Source organism: Catonella sp. (genome assembly GCF_057250765.1).
The window spans coordinates 44,910-68,205 of sequence record NZ_DBHIEC010000013.1 but is presented as its reverse complement, the minus strand read 5'-3'; the positions used below and the strand labels follow the sequence as shown (position 1 = coordinate 68,205).

The 23,296-nt window shown below is 39.3% G+C and carries 27 protein-coding genes, 1 tRNA gene and 1 other annotated feature; all 28 genes read left to right on the top strand.

Annotation, left to right across the window (positions count from 1 at the left end):
* Positions 1-5 precede the first annotated feature (5 nt).
* Positions 6-1,316, top strand: a complete 1,311-nt coding sequence (locus tag ACO6HM_RS08140; RefSeq protein WP_485390568.1) for an alpha-amylase family glycosyl hydrolase — start codon at positions 6-8, stop codon at positions 1,314-1,316.
* A gap of 155 nt (positions 1,317-1,471) precedes the next feature.
* Positions 1,472-1,585, top strand: coding sequence for a 50S ribosomal protein L36 (gene rpmJ, locus ACO6HM_RS08135; protein WP_023353537.1), 114 nt, complete (start codon positions 1,472-1,474; stop codon positions 1,583-1,585).
* A 253-nt stretch (positions 1,586-1,838) separates the two neighbouring features.
* Positions 1,839-2,207, top strand: a complete 369-nt coding sequence (gene rpsM, locus ACO6HM_RS08130; RefSeq protein ID WP_485379208.1) for a 30S ribosomal protein S13 — start codon at positions 1,839-1,841, stop codon at positions 2,205-2,207.
* A 21-nt stretch (positions 2,208-2,228) separates the two neighbouring features.
* On the top strand, positions 2,229-2,630 hold the full coding sequence (gene rpsK / locus ACO6HM_RS08125) for a 30S ribosomal protein S11 (protein ID WP_485379207.1): 402 nt from the start codon (positions 2,229-2,231) through the stop codon (positions 2,628-2,630).
* A 32-nt stretch (positions 2,631-2,662) separates the two neighbouring features.
* Positions 2,663-3,259 carry a 30S ribosomal protein S4 gene (gene rpsD / locus ACO6HM_RS08120; RefSeq protein WP_485381201.1) on the top strand — a complete coding sequence of 199 codons (597 nt, stop codon included), beginning with the start codon at positions 2,663-2,665 and terminating at the stop codon, positions 3,257-3,259.
* A gap of 37 nt (positions 3,260-3,296) precedes the next feature.
* Positions 3,297-4,256 carry a DNA-directed RNA polymerase subunit alpha gene (locus ACO6HM_RS08115; RefSeq protein ID WP_485378732.1) on the top strand — a complete coding sequence of 320 codons (960 nt, stop codon included), beginning with the start codon at positions 3,297-3,299 and terminating at the stop codon, positions 4,254-4,256.
* 16 nt (positions 4,257-4,272) lie between these two features.
* A complete protein-coding gene (gene rplQ, locus ACO6HM_RS08110) occupies positions 4,273-4,809 on the top strand; it encodes a 50S ribosomal protein L17 (protein ID WP_485378731.1) in 537 nt (178 codons plus the stop codon).
* A 371-nt stretch (positions 4,810-5,180) separates the two neighbouring features.
* Complete coding sequence (locus ACO6HM_RS08105) at positions 5,181-5,876, top strand: N-acetylmannosamine-6-phosphate 2-epimerase (RefSeq protein ID WP_485390567.1); 696 nt, start codon at positions 5,181-5,183, stop codon at positions 5,874-5,876.
* A gap of 30 nt (positions 5,877-5,906) precedes the next feature.
* The gene (locus tag ACO6HM_RS08100) at positions 5,907-7,301 is read left to right on the top strand and encodes an ABC transporter substrate-binding protein (protein WP_485390566.1); all 1,395 of its coding nucleotides are present in this window, start codon (positions 5,907-5,909) and stop codon (positions 7,299-7,301) included.
* Between the two features lie 189 nt (positions 7,302-7,490).
* On the top strand, positions 7,491-8,399 hold the full coding sequence (locus tag ACO6HM_RS08095) for a carbohydrate ABC transporter permease (RefSeq protein ID WP_485381198.1): 909 nt from the start codon (positions 7,491-7,493) through the stop codon (positions 8,397-8,399).
* A 51-nt stretch (positions 8,400-8,450) separates the two neighbouring features.
* Positions 8,451-9,314, top strand: a complete 864-nt coding sequence (locus ACO6HM_RS08090) for a carbohydrate ABC transporter permease (RefSeq protein WP_485390588.1) — start codon at positions 8,451-8,453, stop codon at positions 9,312-9,314.
* A gap of 98 nt (positions 9,315-9,412) precedes the next feature.
* The gene (locus ACO6HM_RS08085; protein ID WP_485390565.1) at positions 9,413-10,330 is read left to right on the top strand and encodes a dihydrodipicolinate synthase family protein; all 918 of its coding nucleotides are present in this window, start codon (positions 9,413-9,415) and stop codon (positions 10,328-10,330) included.
* Between the two features lie 12 nt (positions 10,331-10,342).
* Positions 10,343-10,786, top strand: a complete 444-nt coding sequence (locus ACO6HM_RS08080; RefSeq protein ID WP_485390564.1) for a NanQ anomerase/TabA/YiaL family protein — start codon at positions 10,343-10,345, stop codon at positions 10,784-10,786.
* Between the two features lie 190 nt (positions 10,787-10,976).
* Positions 10,977-11,615 carry a GDSL-type esterase/lipase family protein gene (locus tag ACO6HM_RS08075; RefSeq protein ID WP_485378725.1) on the top strand — a complete coding sequence of 213 codons (639 nt, stop codon included), beginning with the start codon at positions 10,977-10,979 and terminating at the stop codon, positions 11,613-11,615.
* A gap of 23 nt (positions 11,616-11,638) precedes the next feature.
* Positions 11,639-12,454 (top strand): MurR/RpiR family transcriptional regulator, encoded by an 816-nt coding sequence (locus tag ACO6HM_RS08070; RefSeq protein WP_485390563.1) that lies wholly within the window; start codon positions 11,639-11,641, stop codon positions 12,452-12,454.
* Positions 12,455-12,545: 91 nt separating this feature from the next.
* The gene (locus tag ACO6HM_RS08065) at positions 12,546-13,400 is read left to right on the top strand and encodes an energy-coupling factor transporter ATPase (protein ID WP_485390562.1); all 855 of its coding nucleotides are present in this window, start codon (positions 12,546-12,548) and stop codon (positions 13,398-13,400) included.
* Entirely contained in the window at positions 13,388-14,245 is an 858-nt protein-coding gene (locus ACO6HM_RS08060) for an energy-coupling factor transporter ATPase (RefSeq protein WP_485390561.1), read from the top strand. The genes ACO6HM_RS08065 and ACO6HM_RS08060 overlap by 13 nt, the downstream gene beginning before the upstream one ends.
* 99 nt (positions 14,246-14,344) lie before the next feature.
* Positions 14,345-15,166: an energy-coupling factor transporter transmembrane component T family protein gene (locus ACO6HM_RS08055; RefSeq protein ID WP_485390560.1), complete on the top strand. Its 822-nt coding sequence runs from the start codon at positions 14,345-14,347 to the stop codon at positions 15,164-15,166.
* A gap of 3 nt (positions 15,167-15,169) precedes the next feature.
* Positions 15,170-15,916 (top strand): tRNA pseudouridine(38-40) synthase TruA, encoded by a 747-nt coding sequence (truA, locus tag ACO6HM_RS08050; RefSeq protein ID WP_485390559.1) that lies wholly within the window; start codon positions 15,170-15,172, stop codon positions 15,914-15,916.
* 29 nt (positions 15,917-15,945) lie between these two features.
* Positions 15,946-16,890 (top strand): ROK family protein, encoded by a 945-nt coding sequence (locus tag ACO6HM_RS08045; RefSeq protein WP_485390558.1) that lies wholly within the window; start codon positions 15,946-15,948, stop codon positions 16,888-16,890.
* Positions 16,891-16,954: 64 nt separating this feature from the next.
* A tRNA-Thr gene (locus tag ACO6HM_RS08040) sits at positions 16,955-17,027 on the top strand.
* A gap of 256 nt (positions 17,028-17,283) precedes the next feature.
* Complete coding sequence (locus ACO6HM_RS08035) at positions 17,284-17,928, top strand: hypothetical protein (RefSeq protein WP_485390557.1); 645 nt, start codon at positions 17,284-17,286, stop codon at positions 17,926-17,928.
* 125 nt (positions 17,929-18,053) lie between these two features.
* Positions 18,054-18,191: a sequence feature (ribosomal protein L10 leader region), on the top strand.
* A gap of 100 nt (positions 18,192-18,291) precedes the next feature.
* Positions 18,292-18,789, top strand: coding sequence for a 50S ribosomal protein L10 (gene rplJ / locus ACO6HM_RS08030; RefSeq protein ID WP_485390556.1), 498 nt, complete (start codon positions 18,292-18,294; stop codon positions 18,787-18,789).
* 65 nt (positions 18,790-18,854) lie between these two features.
* A complete protein-coding gene (gene rplL / locus ACO6HM_RS08025) occupies positions 18,855-19,220 on the top strand; it encodes a 50S ribosomal protein L7/L12 (RefSeq protein WP_208429114.1) in 366 nt (121 codons plus the stop codon).
* Between the two features lie 124 nt (positions 19,221-19,344).
* Positions 19,345-20,436, top strand: a complete 1,092-nt coding sequence (locus tag ACO6HM_RS08020) for an HD-GYP domain-containing protein (protein WP_485390555.1) — start codon at positions 19,345-19,347, stop codon at positions 20,434-20,436.
* A gap of 200 nt (positions 20,437-20,636) precedes the next feature.
* Positions 20,637-21,362 (top strand): 30S ribosomal protein S2, encoded by a 726-nt coding sequence (rpsB, locus tag ACO6HM_RS08015; protein ID WP_485390554.1) that lies wholly within the window; start codon positions 20,637-20,639, stop codon positions 21,360-21,362.
* A gap of 42 nt (positions 21,363-21,404) precedes the next feature.
* Positions 21,405-22,331, top strand: a complete 927-nt coding sequence (gene tsf, locus ACO6HM_RS08010) for a translation elongation factor Ts (protein WP_485390553.1) — start codon at positions 21,405-21,407, stop codon at positions 22,329-22,331.
* A gap of 280 nt (positions 22,332-22,611) precedes the next feature.
* The gene (locus ACO6HM_RS08005; RefSeq protein WP_485390552.1) at positions 22,612-23,274 is read left to right on the top strand and encodes an MgtC/SapB family protein; all 663 of its coding nucleotides are present in this window, start codon (positions 22,612-22,614) and stop codon (positions 23,272-23,274) included.
* Positions 23,275-23,296: the final 22 nt, after the last annotated feature.

Sequence of the window (23,296 nt, the reverse complement as noted above, 5' to 3'; positions counted from 1 at the left end):
AGCGAATGTGGGCTTATGAAAAGGTGTTTTATCAGTTTTATCCAATGGGCTTTTGCGGTGCACCGTTTGAAAATGACGGGAATCTGGAGCATAGAATACTGAAGGTTATTGACTTCATCCCTCATCTTAAAAAAATAGGAATAGGAGCAGTATATTTTTCTCCTATATTTGAATCCGATACACATGGCTATAATACAAGGGATTATAGAAAGATAGATGTGAGGCTTGGAACCAATGAGGACTTCAAGAAGGTCTGCGAAGAGCTTCATAAAGAAGGAATCAGGGTGATACTTGACGGAGTATTTAACCACGTGGGCAGAGGCTTCTTTGGCTTTAAGGATGTACTTGAAAAAAGAGAAAATTCACAGTACAAAGACTGGTTCAACATCAATTTTGGAGGCAACAGTAACTATAATGACGGGCTTTGGTATGAAGGCTGGGAAGGACATTATGACCTGGTTAAGCTAAATCTAAAGAACCCTGCGGTTACCGACTACCTTATAGAAAGTGTAAGGGGCTGGGTTAAAGAATTTGATATTGACGGACTTAGGCTTGATGTAGCCTATATGGTTGACAGGGATTTCTTAAAGAGACTGAGATACGAAACCAGTCAGATGAAACCTGAGTTTTTCCTTGGTGGAGAAATGATAGGTGGGGATTATAATCAGATTATGAATGATGAGATGTGCCACTCAGCTACTAACTACGAGTGCTACAAGGGAATATATTCAAGCCTTAATAGTATGAATCTGTTTGAAATAATGCATTCCCTAAACCGTCAGTTCGGTGAGGAGAACTGGACCCTATACAGAGGCAAACATCTGATGAGCTTTGTAGACAATCACGATGTATCAAGGCTTGCCAGTATCCTTGCTGAGGAGAAGCATATTCCTTTAGCCTATGCGCTTATGTTTACCATGCCTGGTATTCCTATGATATACTATGGAAGCGAATGGGGCTTTAAGGCAGATAAGAAAGAAGGAGACCCTGCACTTAGACCTGCCTTTGATAAGCCTGTATATAATGAGCTTACCGAATATATCACTAAACTAACAAAGATACACAATGCTTCACCTGTGCTCTGGTACGGAAGCTTTAAGTCGTTGCAGATAGCCAATAAGCAATGTGCATTTCTTAGGGAAAAAGATGGAAAGCGTATGATAATCGCCGTAAATGCAGATGGAAACAATGCAAGGCTTAACTTCCACATTGACAATGTAAATGGAAGCCTGACAGACCTTATTACAGGGGATGAAGTAGAGTTTAATTCAGGGCTTGAACTTACGGGCTTTAGGGCATATATATTTGAGGTATAACAAAAATATCCTGTTTCGGAAGTTGGCGTAACTGCTTATCCGAATACAGGATTTTTATAGAAATTTGCCAAAAAATTTTTAAAATTTTTACTTGAAACTTGCAGTAGACTATGTTAGTATATAAAGTGGACTTTATTCAGAAAGGAGTTTTCGAAATGAAAGTTAGGTCATCTGTGAAGCCAATTTGCGAAAAATGCAAGGTTATCAAGAGAAAGGGTGCAATCAGAATCATCTGTGAGAACCCAAAACACAAGCAGAGACAGGGATAATTCTGATTAAGATTAATAATTAGGAGTCTTGCTTTCTGCGTTATGGATATCGCCGGAAATGTGAGCCGGTCATATCTGTGATACCGTATTTATAAGCTTTTGCTTATATTATGAAGATAAATACTTCTTCGCCTCGAAATTCATCATTTCGTTGTACGGTTTAAAGCGGCTGGGTAGAGGAAATCATCATTCCGATACCAAATTCACATATATTGTTACTATTAATTCAAAAAATAACGGAGGTTAAACGCTAATGGCTCGTATTAGTGGTGTCGATTTACCAAGAGAGAAGCGTGTAGAGATTGGTCTTACTTATATCTATGGTATTGGTAGAACTAAATCTAATGAAATTTTAACAAAAGCAGCTGTTGATCCGGACATTCGTTGCAAGGATCTTTCTGACGAACAGGTTGGAAAAATCCGTGATGTAATTGAAGAATCCGTTCTGGTTGAAGGTGATCTTCGTCGTGAAGTAGCTATGAATATTAAGAGACTTCAGGAGATCGGTTGTTACAGAGGTGTTCGCCATAGAAAGGGACTTCCTGTTCGTGGACAGAACACAAAGAACAACGCAAGGACAAGAAAAGGTCCAAAGAAGACCATCGCAAATAAGAAGAAATAATTAAAGGAGGATTCTTAGGTCATGGCTAGTGCAAAAGGTGCAGCAAAAAAAGTGACAAAGAAGCGTGTGAAAAAGAATGTCGAGCGCGGACAGGCACACATTCAGTCATCATTTAACAATACAATAGTTACATTAACAGATTCTGAAGGCAATGCTCTTTCATGGGCAAGTGCAGGCGGACTTGGTTTCAGAGGTTCTAGAAAGTCTACCCCTTACGCTGCTCAGATGGCGGCTGAAACTGCAGCAAAGGCTGCTGTTGTTCATGGATTAAAGTCTGTCGAGGTTATGGTTAAGGGACCTGGTTCAGGTAGAGAAGCAGCTATTCGTGCTTTAGAGGCTTGTGGTATTCAGGTTACCAGCATAAAGGATGTTACTCCGGTACCTCATAACGGATGTAGACCACCAAAACGTAGAAGAGTTTAATTCCAGGTAGATTATTTTAGGAGGAAAAATAAATGGCAAGAGATATGGTGCCTGTATTAAAGAGATGCAGGGCTCTCGGCATAGAACCAATGGTTATGGGACTTGATAAGAAGTCCAACAGAACTGCAGGTAACAGCAGAAGAAAAATCAGTGAATATGGTGCTCAGCTTCGTGAAAAGCAGAAAGCTAAATTCATTTACGGCGTATTAGAGAAGCCTTTCAGAAACAATTTTGCAAGGGCTAAAAAGCTTAAATATGGTACAACCGGTGAGAATCTTATGATTCTTCTTGAGTTGAGACTTGATAACGTTATCTTCCGTCTTGGTCTTGCTAGAACAAGAAAAGAAGCCAGACAGATGGTTGGTCATAAGATGGTGCTTGTTAACGGCAAGCAGGTAAATATCCCTTCTTATACAGTAGCAGCGGGCGATAAGATTGAAATCAAAGAGAAGAAGAAGTCTATCCAGAGAATCAAGGATGTCCTTGAGGCAACTAACGGAAGACTTGTTCCTGCTTGGCTTGAGATTGATCGTGAGAATCTTACAGCAACTGTTAAGGAGATTCCAACAAGAGATCAGATAGATGTTCCTGTAGATGAGGTGTTCATTGTCGAGTTGTATTCTAAGTAATTAATTCGAATAACACACTTAAAGGAGGAGCCTGGTAATGTTTGATTTTAAGATACCGAATATCGAAATTGCTGAGATTTCTGAAGATAAGAAATACGGGCGCTTCGTAGTAGAGCCTCTTGAGAGGGGTTATGGTACCACTCTCGGGAATTCGCTCAGAAGAATTATGCTTTCATCTCTTCCGGGAGCAGCAGTAACAACTGTTAAAATTGAAGGAATTAAGCATGAGCTTAGTTCTATTCCCGGAGTAAAAGAAGATGTTACGGAAATTATTATGAACATCAAGAGTCTCGCTATTAGAAATGACAGCGAGGCTGATGAACCTAAGACCGCATACATTGAATTTGAGGGAGAGGGTGTTGTAACAGCTGCTAACATTCAGGCAGATTCAGACATTACAATTACCAATCCTGACCAGGTGATAGCTACTCTTAACGGTGGTAATAATAGCAGATTATATATGGAACTTAGCATTGGACGCGGACATGGTTATGTTTCTGCAGATAAGAATAAGAACGATGAACTTGCAATCGATGTTATTCCTATTGACTCTATTTATACACCGGTAGAAAGAGTAAATATCAATATAGAAAATACCCGTGTAGGACATATGACAGATTATGATAAGCTCACATTGGAAGTATTTACCAATGGTACAATGGGACCTGATGAGGCAGTAAGCCTTGCAGCCAGAGTAATGAGTGAGCATCTCAATTCTTTCATTGACCTATCTGAAAATGCTAAAGTAGTTGATGTTATGGTAACTAAGCCTGACAATGAAAGAGGTAGGGTTCTTGAGATGAGTATAGATGAGCTTGAACTTTCAGTTCGTGCATTTAACTGTCTTAAGAGATCCGGTATCAACACTGTTCAGGAGTTGGTTGGAAAAACGCATGAGGATATGATGAAAGTCAGAAATCTTGGTAACAAATCTCTTGAAGAGATTAAGGCGAAGATTAAGGCACTTGGACTTTCACTTAATGAAGGCGATGAATAATTAGGAGGATATAGGAATGGCTGGCTATAGAAAGCTTGGTAGAACATCAAGTCAGAGAAAGGCTTTACTCAGAAGTCAGGTAACAGAGCTTTTATATCATGGCAAGATTGTTACCACTGAGGCTCGCGCTAAGGAGCTTCGCCGTATAGCTGAGAAGCTTATCACACTTGCTGTTAAAGAAAAAGATAATGTTGAAACAGTTACAGTTAAGTCAAAGGTTCTTCGTAGAGATGCCAATGGCAAGGTTGTTAAAGAAGTAGTTGATGGCAGAAAAGTAGCTGTATATGATGAAGTAGATAAAGAGGTTAAGAGAGACCTACCTACCCGTCGTAATGCAAGAGTTCAGATGAACAAGGTACTTTACTCAGTTACAGAGCGTCCTGAGAAGGCTGCCGGAAGAAAGAAAAACACTAAGGTTGTTGATCTTTCCAACAAGCTCTTCGATGAGATAGCTCCAAAGTATGTTGACCGTAAGGGTGGATATACAAGAATAGTTAAGATTGGTCTCCGTAAGGGAGATGCAGCTATGGAAGTTCTTATTGAGCTTGTATAATATGAATATCAAAGAGAAACTGTAAAAGGTTTCTCTTTTTTTATACACAAAAATATTTGTTTTAACTTGTGCATTATGGTTGCAAAAAAATTTAGAGATATTTGCAAATACCATTCCAAGTTAAGTTTCAGCAAATCTGTCAGAAAGTTGATTATGAAACTATGAAAACATTTTCTTATAATAATATCTTGTTGAAAATACTTTCTTTGTCTTGTGCATATTGCACAAAATATTATCGTAAAATCAACTAAAATAACCAAGGAAATATAAGTTATTGAAAATATTTTCATAATCAATGATTAATATTGAAAATAATTTTAATTAAGCTATAATACGAATTATAAATGAAATGTAAAACAGAAGGGCAGATTATGAACGAGAGAATAGAATCGCTTAGAGGTAAACTTATAGTGTCCTGTCAGGCACTTCCGCACGAGCCTCTTCACTCATCATTTATAATGGGAAGGATGGCTCTTGCAGCAAAGGAAGGTGGAGCAGCAGGGATTAGAGCCAATACTAAAGAAGATATAGCAGAGATACAGAAGAATGTCGACCTTCCTATAATCGGTATAGTCAAAAGAGATTATGAAGGCTCTGATGTGTATATAACCCCTACTATGAAAGAGATTGAAGAACTTATGGAGGTTAGACCTGAGATAATCGCTATGGATGCGACCATCAGCAAGAGACCGGGAGGACTTACAATAGATGAGTTCTTTAAGGAAGTTAAGGCAAAGTTTCCTAATCAGTTATTTATGGCAGATTGTTCTACGGTTGAGGAAGCACTTCACGCAGACGAGATTGGATTTGACTTTGTAAGTCCAACTATGGTGGGTTATACAAAGCAGAGCGAGCATCTTAAAATTGCGGATAATGACTTTTTGATACTTCGTGAAATCATTAAACATGCGAAGCATCCTGTAATTGCTGAGGGAAATGTAAGCACCCCTGAAAAGGCAAAAAGAGTAATAGAACTTGGAGCCTTCAGCGTAGTAGTCGGCTCTATTATCACGAGACCACAGCTCATTACGAAATCTTTTACAGAGGCATTAGCAACTGTGAAATAATAAAAAGACATTTCTAAGGAGGAATGAAAAATGAAATTGAAAAAAGTAACATCACTTGCACTTGCTGCTATTATGGCGACATCCCTTATTGGATGTTCAAAGCCTGCTGACAATAACACAAGTACAAAGACATCAACAGCTACTTCATCTGCAAAGGCTTCAAGTACAGCAAGCAATCCTGGTAGTGCTGCTAAGACAACTTCAGCTGCAGGGGAGAAGACAGCTATTACCCTTTGGACATATCCAATTGGTAAATGGGGTGATTCTGCAACAGTTGATGGACTTCTTCAGAGTTTCAACGCTAAATATCCTGACATTAGCGTAAGTGTTGAGTACCTTGATTATACCAATGGTGATGACCAGGTAAATACAGCTATTGAAGGCGGACAGGCTCCTGACATCGTTATGGAAGGACCTGAAAGACTTGTAGCTAACTGGGGTGCAAAGGGACTTATGGTTGACCTTTCAGACCTTTATACAGATGCTTCAAAAGACTTCTATGAGAATGTTACAGCGGCCTGCAAGGGTTCAGATGGTAAATACTATGAGTATCCACTTTGCATGGTTGCACATTGTATGGCAATAAACAAAAAGGTATTTGAAGAAGCAGATGCTCTTAAGTACCTTGATGCTGAAAAACATACATGGACAACTGAGAACTTCCTTAAAGCTGTAGATGCCGTACAGAAAAAAGGACAGGAAAATGTACTTGCAGTTTACTGCAGCGGACAGGGTGGTGACCAGGGTACTAGAGCCCTTGTAAACAACCTCTATGGTGGTACTTTTACCAATGCTGAGCACATACAGTATACAATAGATGATGAAAAGAACATCAAGGCGCTTGAGACACTTAAGAATACAAAGGGTGTTAACTTCGATCCTTCTATAGCAGGTGGAGATGAGATTACACTCTTCCGTAATGGAACTCTCGCTGTATCACTCTGCTGGAATGCTTCACAGCAGAACAACGCGGACAATGCAGCAGCAGGAACCACTAATGACGGAGCTGAGATTCTTCCTATGCAGTTCCCATCAGAAGATGGAAACGCTAAGCTTTGCGGCGGTATCTGGGGATTTGGTATATTCGATAATAAGGACGAGGCTAAGATTAAGGCAGCTAAGACTTTCATCGACTTTATGGCAAATGATGCAGACCAGGTTAAGGAGTCTGTAAAGGCTTCAGGATTCTTCCCGGTACACAGCCAGTTAACAGATGTTTATGCAGGAACTGATATTGCTGATACAATGTCTATGTTTACTACAAACTTCATGCCTAACATGGGTGACTACTATCAGGTAACAAAGGGATGGCCTGAGACACGTACAGCTTGGTGGAATATGCTTCAGAAGGTTGGAGCAGGTGATGACATCAAGACAGTTGTAACTGAGTGCAACAAGGAAGCTAATGCAGCAGCTGCAAAATAATAATAATAAAAACTATAGTCTTTAGAACGTAAATCGTGCCATAGACCGCGGAATACTCAGATTAAAGAGCAAACTAAGTTATGCTGCAGTCTGAACGCGTCTATGGCATCTTTTGTAAAATAGCAAATTATAATTATTCACTCTATAGGTCACAGACCTATAATAATATTAGAAAGTGAGGAAACTGTTTTGAGAGCAAATACAGTTTCGGCAAGGAGTAAGGTTCTTGCCGCAAGAGAAACAAGAAATGCCTATCTTTTCTTACTTCCAAGTCTTATTTTCTTTGTAGGATTCGTTATAGTACCGATGTTTATTTGCATATATACGAGTTTCTTCGATTCTACAATGGGCAAGGATGTAAAAGATGTATTCATAGGGTTTGACAACTATACTAATCTTTTCACTGATAAGGTATTCTTAAAGGCACTTGCCAATACCTTTTTAATAGTTGTTGTTTCAGTTCCTGTAGTGGCAATATTTTCGCTCTGGGTATCTTCTGCCATTTATAATATGAATGGGAAGCTACTTTCGATATTCAGAGTAATATTCTATCTTCCTGTCGTAACCGGTTCAGTTGCTGTTACCGTGGTTTGGAAATGGATATTTAACAATTACTACGGAGTAGCCAACTATTTGGGAAAGGCAACAGGAATTATTGATAAAAATATCAACTGGCTTGGAGATGAGAGATTTGCGCTTTGGTGCATCATCCTCATACTTTTTACTACCTCTGTAGGCCAGCCTATAGTCCTTTATGTAGCAGCTCTCGGCAACGTGGACCTATCCTTTATAGAGGCGGCACAGGTGGATGGTGCAACACCTTTCCAGATATTTTGGAGGATTAAATGGGCCAATATTATGCCTACTACTCTTTATATTTTAGTAATTACAACTATCAACAGCTTCCAGTGCTTTGCTCTCATCCAGCTGCTTACATCAGGTGGACCTAACCACAGCACTGATACAGTAATGTACTATATCTATTATACAGCTTTTAAGCTTTATAAGTATGGTTACGGTAATGCAATGGGAGTAGTACTTGCTATATTCATCGGCTTACTTTCAGCAGTTCAATTCTTTGCAGCGAGAAAGAGGTAGAAAATGAAAAAGAATAAAAATGTAGATTTTGGTGGTTCAGGTATTAAAAAGATGACACCTTACAAAATATTTTGTCTGGTTGTGCTTACAATACTTGCCATACTTTTTACCTTTCCATTGTATTGGATAATTACGGGAGCATTTAAGACTCCTGCGGAAATAAACGCTACTTCTCCTGTTTGGTTTCCAAGCGAGTGGGTGATGACAAACTTTCAAAAGCTATTTTCTAAGCAGAAGGCACCTATATTCGAGCTTGGCTCACTAAGTGGTCCTGAGGTGGCAGCTTCCATCAGATGGCTACTTAATACTGTATTTATGGCAGTGGCAGCTATGGCACTTACTTGTATTACGGCAGCTATGGCTGGCTATGCCTTGGCGAAGAAGCGTTTTCGTGGAAGAATACTTCTTTTCTCCCTCATAGTAGCAGCTATGGCGCTTCCTAAGCAGGTTATTCTCATACCTCTGCTTCGTGAAATGTCTTCACTTGGACTTTACAACACGATATGGGCAGTCATCTTCCCAACTGTTGGTTGGCCTTTCGGAGTCTTCCTTATGAAACAGTTTTCGGAAGGAGTGCCTACTGAAATGCTTGAAGCAGCTAGGATAGATGGAGCAAATGAGGCTAAGACCTTTATTCAGATAGTACTTCCTATGGTTAAGCCGGGTATAGGTGCTCTTGCAATCTTTACTTTTATCAATAGCTGGAATGATTATTTTATGCAGCTCATTATGCTCAGCTCAAAGAACAACTTAACCATATCACTTGGTATAGCTAAGTTACAGGCAGAAAATGCTACTGATTTTGGTCTTATTATGGCAGGCGCATCCCTTGCATCTATTCCAATCCTTATGGTATTCTTATTATTCCAGAAGTATTTTACAAGGGGTATAGCTATGGGTGCTGTAAAGGGTTAATAAGCTAATAATTGTATGTAACTGGCGTAACCGGAATTAAGAACCTGTTACGCCGATAGTGATTAGATTTAATTATTTTAAGAAAGAAGGAAATTAAAATGAGAAATTTAGATAAATACAAAGGGATAATACCTGCATTTTACGCTTGCTATGATGAAAAAGGAGAAACTAGCTCCGAAAGAGTAAAGGCTCTTACAGAGTATTTCATTAAAAAGGGTGTCAAAGGAATCTATGTAAACGGTTCCTCTGGAGAATGTATATATCAGAGTGTGGCAGATAGAAAGCTTGTTATAGAGAGTGTAATGGAAGTGGCTAAGGGTAAGTTAACTGTCATAAACCATGTAGCCTGCAACAATACAAAGGATTCTATGGAGCTTGCGGCTCATTCGGAGAAACTTGGAGTAGATGCTATTGCTGCTATCCCTCCGATTTACTTTAGACTTCCGGAATATGCTATAGCAAAGTACTGGAATGATATAAGCAGCGCTGCACCACATACAGACTTCGTTATTTACAATATTCCTCAGCTTGCGGGGGTGGCACTTACAGGAAAACTCTTTGAGACTATGCGTAATAATAAAAATGTAATTGGCGTTAAGAATTCATCAATGCCTGTACAGGATATCCAGATGTTCAAGGCAGCAGCAGGAGAGGATTACATCATTTTCAACGGGCCTGACGAGCAGTTTATAAGTGGAAGGATTATTGGAGCAGAAGGTGGAATTGGTGGAACCTACGGTGTTATGCCTGAGCTCTTTTTAAGGATGGATGAACTTGTTAAAAAGGGTGAGTTTGATAAGGCTAGGGAAGTACAGTACGCAGCCAATGAGGTAATATATAAAATGTGTTCTGCAACCGGCAATATGTATGGAGTCATCAAGGAGATACTTAGAATAAATGAGAAGCTCGATATAGGAAGCGTAAGAGCACCTCTTTATGAATTAAATAAAGAGGATATAGTTGTTGTTGAAGAGGCAGCTAAGATGATTAGGGAAGCAAGAGAAAAATTCTGCTAAAAGGAGATAGCTATGGTTTTTGGAAACATTAAATATCCTGAGCAGTATGAGTTTTTACAGGAAAAATTTAGGAAGTGCTTTGAATTTGTAAAAAACAACGACCTAGCTTCAATGGAGCTTAAAAGATATGACATAGACGGAGATAATGTCTTTGTAAACCTCATGGAATTTACTACTGCTCCGGTAGAAGAAAGGGCATTTGAGGCACATAAGGATTACTGCGATATACATTATATAGTACGTGGCAGTGAAAGAATTGACTTCTGTATCACTGCCAATATGGAAGCTGGAGAGTATAAGCCTGATATTATGACTCTTTACGGGGAGCCTATTGGAACAGTTAATCTTTATGCAGGAGATTTTTTGCTTTGCCTGCCACAGGACGGTCATAAACCGGGAATAATGACTGATAAGCCTGAAACTATAAGAAAGGCAACTTTTAAAGTTAGATTTTAATCACTAAACATCTGCAAATATCGGGGCTAGGTTTATCCGGTTACGGTACTTTGCGGATGTTTTTCAAATTAACATACAATTGCTTAGTGTAGCTGACAGCTATTTTGGCAAAGTATCTGTATTAAGAAGATTTTGCCGGGCTTTGGCAGGCAAATCCGTAGCAATCTTATTGGGATATAGGGGAGGAATTATGCAGGAAAGAAGAATAGTATGCTTTGGAGATTCCAATACCTGGGGTTATGATGCTCATACGGGAGATAGATTTGGAAGAGATATACGCTATACGGGAGTATTGCAGGACATCTTAAAAGATGAATATATAATAGTTGAAGAGGGGCTTTGCGGAAGAACTTCTGTGTTTGATGATCCGTTAAACGATGGCTTAAATGGACTCAAATACCTTACACCCTGTCTTAACACCAATTCAAGGCTTGAATGGCTTACAATCATGCTAGGCACCAATGACTGTAAAGAGAGATTTGGTGCTACCCCTCAGAATATAGCTGATGGTGTAAGAAGATTAATAAGAGCTGCCAAATCTCTTGATGTATGGGTTTCAAAACCACAGATAATAGTAATAGCACCTCCTCCTATGGAAAAGGGCTGTGAGACAGCAGTATTTGCAGGAGAGATGGGAAGATGTTCAGACAAATCCCATAAGCTGGCAGCACTATATGAAGTTCACGCTAGAATGGAAGGCTGCTTTTATATTGATGCCGGAGAGTTTGCACAGATGAATAATATTGATTATATGCACTTGGATGCAGACAGTCACAAAAAGCTTGCAAAAAAAATAGCAGATATATTAAAATTAGCTGATAATAATTAGTTTGATTTAGTAAGGAGTAATATATGGCATTTTATTCAAAATCCCTGCTCCCTATAATAGAGTCAAGATATAACACATTTACTCAGGCTGAAAAGGGGATTGCGGATTTTTTTCTAAATAATACTGATAATATAGACTTATCTGCAAAAAATATGACAGAAACCTTGTTTGTATCCAATGCCTCCCTTTCAAGATTTGCTAAAAAATGTGGATTCAACGGATATAGGGAGTTTGTATACGAATATAAGGAAACTTTCGTAGAAAAAAAGGAGACCAAGGCTGCAAAGACAGTATATGAAAGCTATCAGGAATTGTTAAATAAAACCTACAACCTAATGGATGAAACACAGATAGCGAGGTTGGTGAATCTCTTATACGAAAAAAGCAGGTTGATAGTCTTTGGACTTGGAAGTAACGGATATGCGGTGAAGGAAATGGAAAGCCGCTTTATGCGTATAGGGGTTGACATTGACAGTCTTGACCACCCTGACAGGATGAGGATGCAGGCACCATTTTTGACCTCTAAGCACCTTGTTATGGGCTTTTCTTTGAGTGGTGAGACTGAACCTGTGCTGTATTTGCTAAAAAAGGCAAAAGAGAAGAAAGCTGCAGTTGTTCTATTTACATCATCTGACAATGGTGAGTTTAAGAAATACTGCGATGAAGTGGTACTTGTTGCCTCACTACAACATCTTAATTCAGGAAATACCATTTCCCCGCAGTTTCCTATGCTGTTATTGATAGACGTGCTTTACAATGAATATGTAGGCAGAAACAAGCTTGAAAAAGATGCACTACATGACCAGTCATTGCAGGCTCTTAAGGGAGTTAGAGAATAATAATAATTATGCTTATCATTTTAGAAGATTTGTGTTATACTTTCATCGATACAGATTGAATAAAGGTCTGTAAGATGAAAAGGATGACTAAATGGGAATAATAGATATTAAAAATCTTGTATTTGAGTATATAAGACGGGACGAAGAAGGAAATACAGAAGAGATAGAGCGTGCTATAGATGGTGTAGAGCTTGAGGTTTCTGAGGGGGATTTTATTGCAATTTTAGGGCATAATGGCTCCGGTAAATCAACACTTGCCAAGCACCTTAATGCCCTGCTTGTACCTACTGAGGGCACAGTGTGGGTAAATGGCTTTGATACCAGGGACGTAAATAATTTGTTAAATATAAGACAAAGTGCAGGCATGGTATTTCAAAATCCTGATAATCAGATAATTGCTTCTGTTGTAGAAGAGGATGTTGGCTTTGGTCCTGAGAATATGGGTGTTCCAACTGAAGAAATACATACAAGGGTAAAGGACAGCCTTGCAGCAGTGGGGATGTCAGGTTATGCCAAGCACTCCCCTAATAAGCTGTCAGGTGGTCAGAAGCAGAGGGTTGCAATTGCAGGAATAATGGCAATGAGGCCAAAGTGCATAGTACTTGATGAACCTACGGCCATGCTTGATCCTATAGGACGAAAAGAGGTACTTAAAACAGTTCATAAGTTAAATAAAAATGAAAATATAACCATCATCCTCATCACTCACTATATGGATGAGGTTATAGATGCCGATAAGGTCTTTGTTATGGAAGAGGGAAAGGTGGTGCTACAGGGCACTCCAAGAGAAGTCTTTTCCGAGGTTGAAAGACTTGAAAACTACAGGCTTGATGTGCCTCAGGTGACAAAGCTTGCCTATGAACTTAAGAAAAGTGGAGTTCCTATAGATGAAACAGTGCTCACAGTTGAAGAATTTAGGGAGGCTATCAAAAAATGTTACTCATAGCAGATCATATTAGTTATGTATATAGCCCCGGCACAGCCTACGAAAAAAAGGCTCTTGATGATGTAAGCCTGACTATAAATAAAGGTGAATTTATCGGAATCATAGGGCATACTGGCTCTGGGAAATCAACCCTTATCCAGCATTTTAACGGACTTGAAAAGGCAACGAGTGGAGCCATATATTTTGACGGACAGGACATCTACGATAAAGACTTCAATATGAAGAGTCTTAGAAGCAGAGTAGGACTGGTGTTTCAGTACCCGGAGCATCAGCTTTTTGAGACAACTGTGCTCGAAGATGTGAAGTTTGGTCCTAAGAACTTAGGCCTTAGTAAGGTTGAGGTAGACTTTCGAGCCTTTGAAGCCATTAAACAGGTAGGGCTTTCTGAAAAATGTTATGATGATTCGCCTTTTGAGCTGTCAGGAGGACAGAAGAGAAGGGTGGCTATAGCTGGAGTTCTGGCTATGAAGCCTGAAATCCTCATCTTGGATGAACCTACAGCAGGGCTTGACCCGAGGGGCAGGGATGAAATCCTAGACCAGATAGCAAAACTCCACGAAGAGGGACTAACAGTAATTTTAGTTTCTCATAGCATGGAAGATGTGGCTAAGTATGCAGACAGGATTATAGCCATGAATTCGGGAAAAGTCGCATTTGACGGAACACCTAAGGAAGTATTCAGGCATTATAAGGAACTTGAGAGAATGGGACTATCGGCTCCTCAGATTACATATGTTATGCAGGCTATGAAAGAATTAGGACTTGATGTGGATACGGATGTTTCTACTGTAGAAGAGGCAAAAGAAGAAATATTAAATGCTTTTCATAGCAAAAATAAAGGTTAAAACGGTATAATAAAAGCTTTACAAGACTGAGCTTTGAAGAGAGTGTAATAAAATCAAAAGCCTGATATTGTGAATGTTTTAACATAGATAGGATGTATAATGATTAGAGATATAACAATAGGGCAGTATTATCCTGCAGATTCGGTTATACACAGGCTTGATCCAAGAGTCAAGCTTGCGGGAACCATTATCTTCATTGTATCACTGTTTTTATTCAGCAGTTTTACTGGCTACATAGTGGTAGCCTTGTTTTTGGGTACAGTTATCAAGCTATCAAAAGTACCCTTTAAGTTTATAATTAAAGGTCTCAGAGCAGTATTTATATTGCTCTTGTTTACTGTGGTCTTCAATATGTTTTTAACTCCGGGTAAGGAGCTTATACATTTATTTGGAAATGTGAGGATAACGGAGGAAGGCCTGAAAACGGCTATATTTATGGGAATAAGGCTTGTACTTCTTATAATAGGCTCATCTGTGCTTACTCTTACTACCAGCCCAAACCAGCTTACAGACGGTATGGAAAAAGGATTATCGGTATTTGGGAAAATAGGTTTACCTGTTCACGAAATAGCTATGATGATGTCAATTGCACTTAGATTCATACCTATACTGCTTGAAGAAACAGATAAGATAATGAAGGCGCAGTCGGCCAGAGGAGCAGACTTTGAAAGCGGAAGCTTTATCAAAAAGGCAAAAGCACTCATACCTATCCTGGTTCCTCTTTTTGTATCAGCCTTTAGGAGGGCAATTGACCTTGCTATGGCTATGGAGGCAAGGTGTTATCACGGTGGAGAAGGCAGAACCAAGATGAAACCGCTCAAGTATAAGAGGCGTGACGGAGTAGCCTATATTACCTGTTTTGCCTATGTGGGACTTATAATAGTCGTGAATATACTGGCTAACAAATACATTGGAGTCTGAGTAATGAAGAGATTTAAACTGACGGTTGCTTATGATGGATCCGCTTACTGTGGCTATCAATATCAACCTGAACTACCTACAATTGAGGGCTTTGTCAATGAGGCTTTGTCAAATCTTCTTAAAGAAGATATTGTAACAATGGGTGCAAGCAGGACAGATGCCGGAGTTCACGCCTATGGGAATGTGGCTGTATTCGACTCGAAAACCACTATTCCCGCAGAGAAATTGGCACTTGCACTCAATACTAAGCTTCCGGACAGTATTAGAATAATGGAAAGCGCTGAAGTATCCGCAGACTTTCATCCGAGGAAGAACGTTATAGATAAGACCTATGAATATCATATAAATACGGCTGGAATCCCGTTTCCGACAGATAGAATGTACAGCCACAATGTTAGGCGTAGTTTAGATACAAAAGCTATGCAAAGGGCGGCTTCATTTATAGAAGGAAGGCATGACTTTACCTCCTTTTGTTCGGCTAAGACTGACAAGGAAGATAAGGTTAGGACGGTGTTTCAGATAGATGTTGAAGAAACCATTAGAAACGGAATGATTATAAGGGTTAGGGGAGATGGCTTCCTCTACAACATGGTAAGAATAATAGCAGGTACTTTGGTAAAGGTTGGAGAAGGGAAGATAAAACCTGAAGACATTCTCGCTATTATAGATAGAAAAGACAGAGGACATCTTGGAACAACTCTGCCTGCCAAGGGGCTGTTTTTAATGGGTATAAGGTACAAAGAGGAGTAATATAGACTACCAATAGGGAGGTGAAGAATATGGCTGATAAAATCTTCTTGGGAATTGATATTGGGGGTACAGCAGTAAAGTTTGGACTTGTAGATGCTGATGGAACTTTGATAAGCAGGGTTTTAGAATACCCTGTAAAATTCGATAATTATGAAACGCCCATTATTGAAACTGTAGTTAAGAGCACAAGGCTTTTTATGGAAGAAAATAATAAGAACTTTACCGACATTGCGGGAATTGGTGTGTCGGCTACAGGTGGCATAAACACTAAGCTTGGCATAGTAGAGGGTTCTGCAGGACATATAAAGAACTGGGAAGGTACTAACATCAGGTCAAGGTTTGAGAGTGAATTTGGCGTAAAGACTGCTGTATTAAACGATGCCAATGCTGCAGCCCTTGGAGAAATGTGGAAGGGTGCCGCAAGAGGTAAGGAAAATGTTGTTGTTATGACAATAGGTACAGGAGTTGGCGGAGGGATAATAGTAGACTCTAAGATTTTGCTTGGCAGAAAGGGCTTTGCAGGCGAGATAGGCCATATACCTGTCAATGTTGACGGAGAAGACTGCTCTTGTGGCAATAAGGGCTGTATAGAGCGCTATGGTTCTACAAGCGCCCTTGTAAGAAATGTAAAAGAAGCCGTTATCTCAGGAGAAATAAAAGGAATTGAAGCTGATGATGTTGATGGAAGGTGGATATTTAAGGAAGCGGCAGCAGGAAATGAAATGGTTATGAAGTATGTAGATGAATGGATAAACTACATATCAGCGGCACTGGTAGGACTTGTTCATACCTTCAATCCTGAAATGATAATCTTAGGCGGAGGAGTATCCGGGCAGAAGGAACTTTTTGTAGATAAGGTAAGGGAAAGGGTACTTAGTCATGTTATGCCTAATTTTGCAGAAGGACTGGTCTTAGAGGCTGCGGAACTTGGCAATGATGCAGGCATAATAGGGGCAGTAAGGTTTATAAAATGATACTTGACATTTAGGCTAAAATTTAGTAGAATGTCTAAGGTTGCTCTAAAAAGAGTAACGTGTTGCTGGCGTGGCTCAGGTGGTAGAGCGTCGCATTGGTAGTGCGGAGGTCACGGGTCCGACTCCCGTCGCCAGCTTATACAAATTGGGATATGACCGGTCAGGGTGTGGCCGGTCTTTTTGCGTGTTAAAAGATAATATATTCTTTTGTAAGCAAGTTTGCATCGAAGCTTTATGAATTTGATACTTGTATCCGACATATAAAACTTTCTGAACAATAATCTAAAATTGAATAAGATAATTGACTGTAGAGGTTCTTATGTGGTAAAGTACAAGAGACACTTTAACAAAATAACAGAAATTCGGTTAAATCACAGACAGGAGAAAAATAAGATGAACAAAGGATTTAAGATATTTGCGGTAATGGTTTTACTCATTTGTGCGATGTTTATTACCCCGCTCGAAGTTGAGGCAAAGACAGTTAAATATGATGATAGCTTAGATAAGAACATAGAAAAAGCTGTCAATAAGTATAATATTGTTTCTATGGATCAGGTAAGTAAAATTGATTTTGGTGGAATGAAATCCCAATCTATTATAAATTATAAATTTAACATTAAGAAACAAATGGTTACAATGAAATATTCAGGAGTATCAACTATTAAGAACACTAAGGTAAAGCAGAATTATATAATTACCAAGAATTTAAAAACAGGTAAAGTAACATATAAAGAGAATGAGTCAACTGTTCATTTGAATGATGAGAGTGCCAAACTTATGACAGACTCTATTCAGACAGGTGAATATAAGAAAATGTCTGATGTATGGAAAAAGTATTTATATGGTGATTTTATCAAGAACGGAACAAAAGGGAAATTGGCTTCCGGCAAGCTGACATTTAAGGCAAAAATAAAAATAAATAAAGTAAGTATGAATGCATTACATTCTATAAATGATAAGAAAAAACTTCCTGAGAAACTATATATAAAAATGGACGGAATGGAAATAAATATTAAAAATATAAAGTTTTCAAAATAAAGCATATACTGCCACTTCACATTTAAAACGTGTGTGGTGGCAGTGAAGTTTACTTTACAGCACCGCTTTCACGCTTTTTTAATTAATGCTTGACAATATCTTCCCAATATGTTATAAATATTACCGTTCGTAAAGAACAGCTGCCGAAGACAGCAGGTACATCAGTTAAGATGTGTAAGTGGAAGCGCCTGCCGAGGGATGTAATTATTTTTAGGAATATTACGGTCTGAACTCTCGCAGTTTCAGGCTTTTTTATTTGAGTAAAAGCAATAATTCATCTGACTTCAAGCAGTAAAGGGATATTACTAGAAACACTCTATCCCAGCCTTTTAGGCTACAGGTGTTTCGGAATGGAGGAAGATTATGCCTAAAGTTGAAATCAAACAGCCAATAGTTGACGAGATTAAGGGACATGTTGAGAAATCAAGCTCTGTAGTTTTAGTTGACTATCGTGGACTCACTGTTGAGCAGGACACAAAGCTCCGTAAGGAGTTAAGAGAGGCAGGAGTTGTATACAAGGTATACAAGAACACCCTCTTAAAGCGTGCCTTTGAAGGAACTGATTTTTCACAGTTAGATGTGGACTTAGAAGGACCTTCAGCTGTTGCATTTTCTTACGAGGATGCTACTGCTGCTGCAAGAATTATTTCTAATTTTGCAAAGCAGGCTAAGGCGCTTGAGATTAAGTCCGGCGTTGTAGAGGGAACCTACTATGACGCAAAGGGAATGAATGTTATTGCAACCATTCCTTCAAGAGAGGAGCTTATTTCCAAACTCCTTGGCAGCTTACAGTCACCTATTACCAACTTTGCTCGTGTGCTTAAGCAGATTGCAGAGAAGGGTAACGGAGCTGAAGCTTAATTTTTGTTATCAGGTGGTCATAGATTTGGCCGAAAAATCATTTAATTTTAATGGAGGTATTTAAAATGACAACTCAGGAATTTATTGATGCCATTAAGGGCATGAGCGTACTTGAATTAAACGATCTCGTAAAGGCTTGCGAGGAAGAATTTGGTGTATCTGCAGCAGCAGGTGTTGTAGTTGCAGCAGCAGGAGCTGGCGCAGCAGCAGCTGAAGAGAAGACTGAATTTGATGTAGAGCTTACAGAGGTAGGCGCAGAGAAGATTAAGGTTATTAAGGTTGTTCGTGAGCTTACAGGCCTTGGTCTTAAGGAAGCTAAGGAAGCAGTTGAGGCTGCTCCAAAGGTAATCAAGGAAGCTACTTCTAAGGAAGATGCTGAGTCTATCAAGGCTAAGCTTGAAGAGGCAGGCGCTAAGGTTACACTTAAGTAATTTTATAGTTAAACTATTAAGGCAGGTATTGCGTTATTGCAATATCTGTCTTTTTTTGGTTGATAATCATTGTAAAAATAGGTATAATAGAAGTATAACTAATAACTTTTGATGAGGGATAATTATGGTATTAAAAAGATGTGGGGAATTGCAACCCGGTATGGTTATAGCCAAAGATGTACATACTAAAGCAGGTTTACTCCTTATCACTTCTGGAGAAGAAGTGGATAATGATAGTATAGAAAAACTCAAGAAAAATGAAGTTTCTTTTGTGTTCGTTAAGGAAGAGAAGGACTTTGACAAGGCTCTTTCAAAGCCTGTATCGTACTCAGATGAGAAGTACTCATATTATGAAAGAGTTCAGCAGAGTCCTGACTATAAGCTTTTTAGAGGAAAGTTCTCCTCAGGAGTTGTTAAATTAAGAGGTGCATTGAATCGTATAGTTGATGGCAATCCTGACGCAGACTTAGAGACAACTGCTAAGAAGATAATGGGAGATTTGATTATGCCGGAAGGTAGTCTTCCTATCTTTGACTTGCTTTCAAACTTACGCCGATTTGATGATGTTTGCTATGTACACAGCCTCAATGTTGCTTTGCTTGCCGGACTTCTTGCTGAATGGCTGGGCTGCTCTCCGAGGGAAATAGCCCTTGCACAACAGTGCGGCCTCTACCATGATATAGGAAAGCTTACCATTCCGTCTGAAATCATTACAAAGCCTGGGAAATTGACTGCTGAAGAGTATGAAACCATTTGTAATCATCCTGTAGCGGGCTATGAGATATTAAAAGAGATGAATGCCAATCCTCATATATTAAATGCAGCCCTTCAACATCATCAGAAGGTTGACGGAACAGGCTATCCTATGCCTTTTGCACCTAAGAAAATTGATCCTTATGCAAGGTTGATTGCCTTGGTGGACATTTATGATGCCATTACTTCTGAGAGACCTTACAGAGGCATGATTTGCCCATTCAAGGTTATTAGGATGTTTGAAGATGAGGGCATACAGAAGTATGATGCCGGTATGTATACAGTATTCCTTAAGCATATAGCAGATAATTTTATAGGAACAAGAGTTATCTTAAATGACGGACGTGAGGCCAAAGTGCTGATGACCAATAAGGTTTATCTCTCTAAACCTATGATTGTAGCGGGTAGCGATTTCATAGACTTATCAAGGAGAAAAGACTTATATATTGATGAAGTTATCTGATGATGAAAGCTAAACTAATCTAATAGAGTGCTTGCAATATATACAGTTTTGTGATAGAATATACTTTGCGCTAAAATGTGCAGGGTATTTTTATGAATACCTTAACTATTAAATCATGTCTGTTTTATACTGATGGTGCCCCAAGGGGTATGGCAGGTAAACGCTGAAGCAGGCAGAAGAAAAACCATGGAGGTAGAAAAATGAGCGTTATTTCAATGAAACAGTTACTTGAAGCAGGTGTACATTTCGGACACCAGACCAGAAGATGGAACCCTAAGATGGCTCCATACATCTATACCGAGAGAAACGGTATCCACATCATTGATTTACAGAAGTCCGTAGGAATGGTTGATACAGCTTATGAGGCTATTAAGAACATTGTAGCTAATGGCGGAACCATCCTCTTTGTTGGTACAAAGAAGCAGGCTCAGGAAGCAGTAAAGGATGAGGCTATTCGTTCAGGTATGTACTATGTAAATGAGAGATGGCTTGGTGGTATGCTTACTAACTTTAAGACAATCAAGAGCCGTATCGCAAAGCTTAAAGAGTATGAGAAGATGAGCGAAGACGGCACATTTGATGTACTTCCTAAGAAGGAAGTTATCCAGATAAAGAAGGCTTGGGAGAAACTTGAGAAGAACCTTGGCGGTATTAAGGAGATGAAGAAGCTTCCTGACGCAATCTTTGTAGTAGACCCTAAGAAGGAAAGAATCTGTATTCAGGAAGCACATACACTTGATATTCCTGTTATCGGTATCGCTGATACTAACTGTGATCCTGATGAACTTACCTATGTAATTCCTGGTAATGATGATGCTATCAGAGCTGTAAAGCTCATCGTTGCTAAGATGGCTGATGCTGTTATTGAGGCTAATCAGGGTGAGCAGGTTGGTGATGCAGCTGAAGCAGTTGCTACAGAAGAATAATTTGGTAGTTATTTAGATAAAGATTAATAGGAGGAAGAGAAAATGGCAGCAATTACAGCAGCTATGGTTAAAGAGCTTCGTGAAATAACAGGCTCAGGTATGATGGATTGCAAGAAGGCACTTGGTGCAACTGACGGAGATATGGATAAGGCAGTTGAATGGCTTAGAGAAAACGGCTTTATGAAGGCTGCTAAGAAGGCTGAGAGAATTGCGGCTGAAGGTGTTTGTGCAGCAGCAGTTGCAGAAGACGGAAAGAGTGCAGCAATTGTTGAAGTTAACTCTGAGACTGATTTCGTTGCTAAGAATGAGAAGTTCACTACATTTGCTAATCAGGTAGCGGCTAAGGCTCTTAAGACAGCTGCAGCTGATATAGAGGCTTTCCTTGAGGAAGAGTTTGAGGCAGGAAAGTCCATTAAGACAGCTCTTACAGAGCAGATTGCAGTTATCGGTGAGAACATGAACATCAGAAGATTTGCAGTGCTTGTAGAGAATGATGGCTTAGTTGAGTCATACATCCACGGCAGCAGAATTGGTGTACTTGTAGCTCTTAAGACTAACGTAGTTAATGAGGCTATTAAAGAAGCTGCAAGAAACGTAGCTATGCAGATAGCAGCTATGCGCCCTACATACCTTAATAGAGATGCCGTTTCTAAAGAATATCTTGACCATGAGTTAGAGATTCTTAAGGCTCAGGCAGCAAATGATCCTAAGATGGCTAATAAGCCTGCTAATGTTCTTGAGAACATCCTTCAGGGACAGCTCAACAAGGAACTTAAGGAAATCTGCCTTGTTGACCAGGTATATGTTAAGGATAGCAGCATGACAGTTCAGAGCTACATCGATAGTGTAGCTAAGGCCGAGGGAGCAGACATGGCTCTTACAGGTTTTGTTCGTTTTGAGACTGGTGAAGGTCTTGAGAAGAAGAGCGAGAACTTCGCTGAAGAAGTTGCAGCTCAGATGGGCAACTAATTCTATAATTTAATTAAGTAATACATAGGTCTCTCTGCAAATGTTGTGGAGAGACTTTTAATTATACTGCTATTTTCAAATAACACTAATTTATACTAATTCTACTTGAAAGATAGTATCATCTTTTGTTACACTGATATGGATAATAGGCTGGTTATTGAAAAGCTTGATTTGGATTTATTTTAAAGATTTTAGTAATCTTGTTGATAATATATGGATATTTGCCGATATTATTAGATGGTGATATTATTTTTAGGAGGTGGACGCTATACTTGACTTGTTGAGGAATCAGATTATCTTTCAGGGAGAATTTGCTTTAAGAATACTTCTAGCAGGACTCTTGGGAGCCGCAATCGGCTTCGAGAGAAAGAATCGTAATAAGCTGGCGGGAGTGCGTACACACGCAATAGTGGCACTTGGTGCAGCTCTAATTATGGTAGTATCAAAATATGGTTTTTATGACATGGAAAAATTTGATGCATCCAGAGTTGCTGCTCAGATAGTTAGTGGAGTAGGTTTCCTTGGTGCGGGAATTATATTTGTAAGAAATAATAATTCGGTAAGTGGTCTTACAACTGCTGCAGGCATCTGGGCTACAGCCGGCATGGGAATGAGTATGGGGGCAGGACAGTATTTCATTGCCACCATAAGTACAGTGATGATTCTTGTAATGCAGGTAGTTTTCCACAGGGTAAGATTCTTGTCAAATGAAGCCTTTCAGGATAATCTAAGAGTTGTATTGCAAAAATCAGATGGAGCAGTAAAAGAGCTTGAAGAGTATTTGACAAAAGAGAAAATAGAAATCAGAGCGATTAAGATAACAAAAGGAGACAGCAACAATCTCAAGGTTGATTTTGAGCTGCTGTTCCCAGCGGGCTACGACAGAACAGGCTTTATAAACAGGCTGGTAGAAAAAGAGAATATTGTGTCGGTTAGAGGATAATAATAGCACTCAGTAGAAGGTG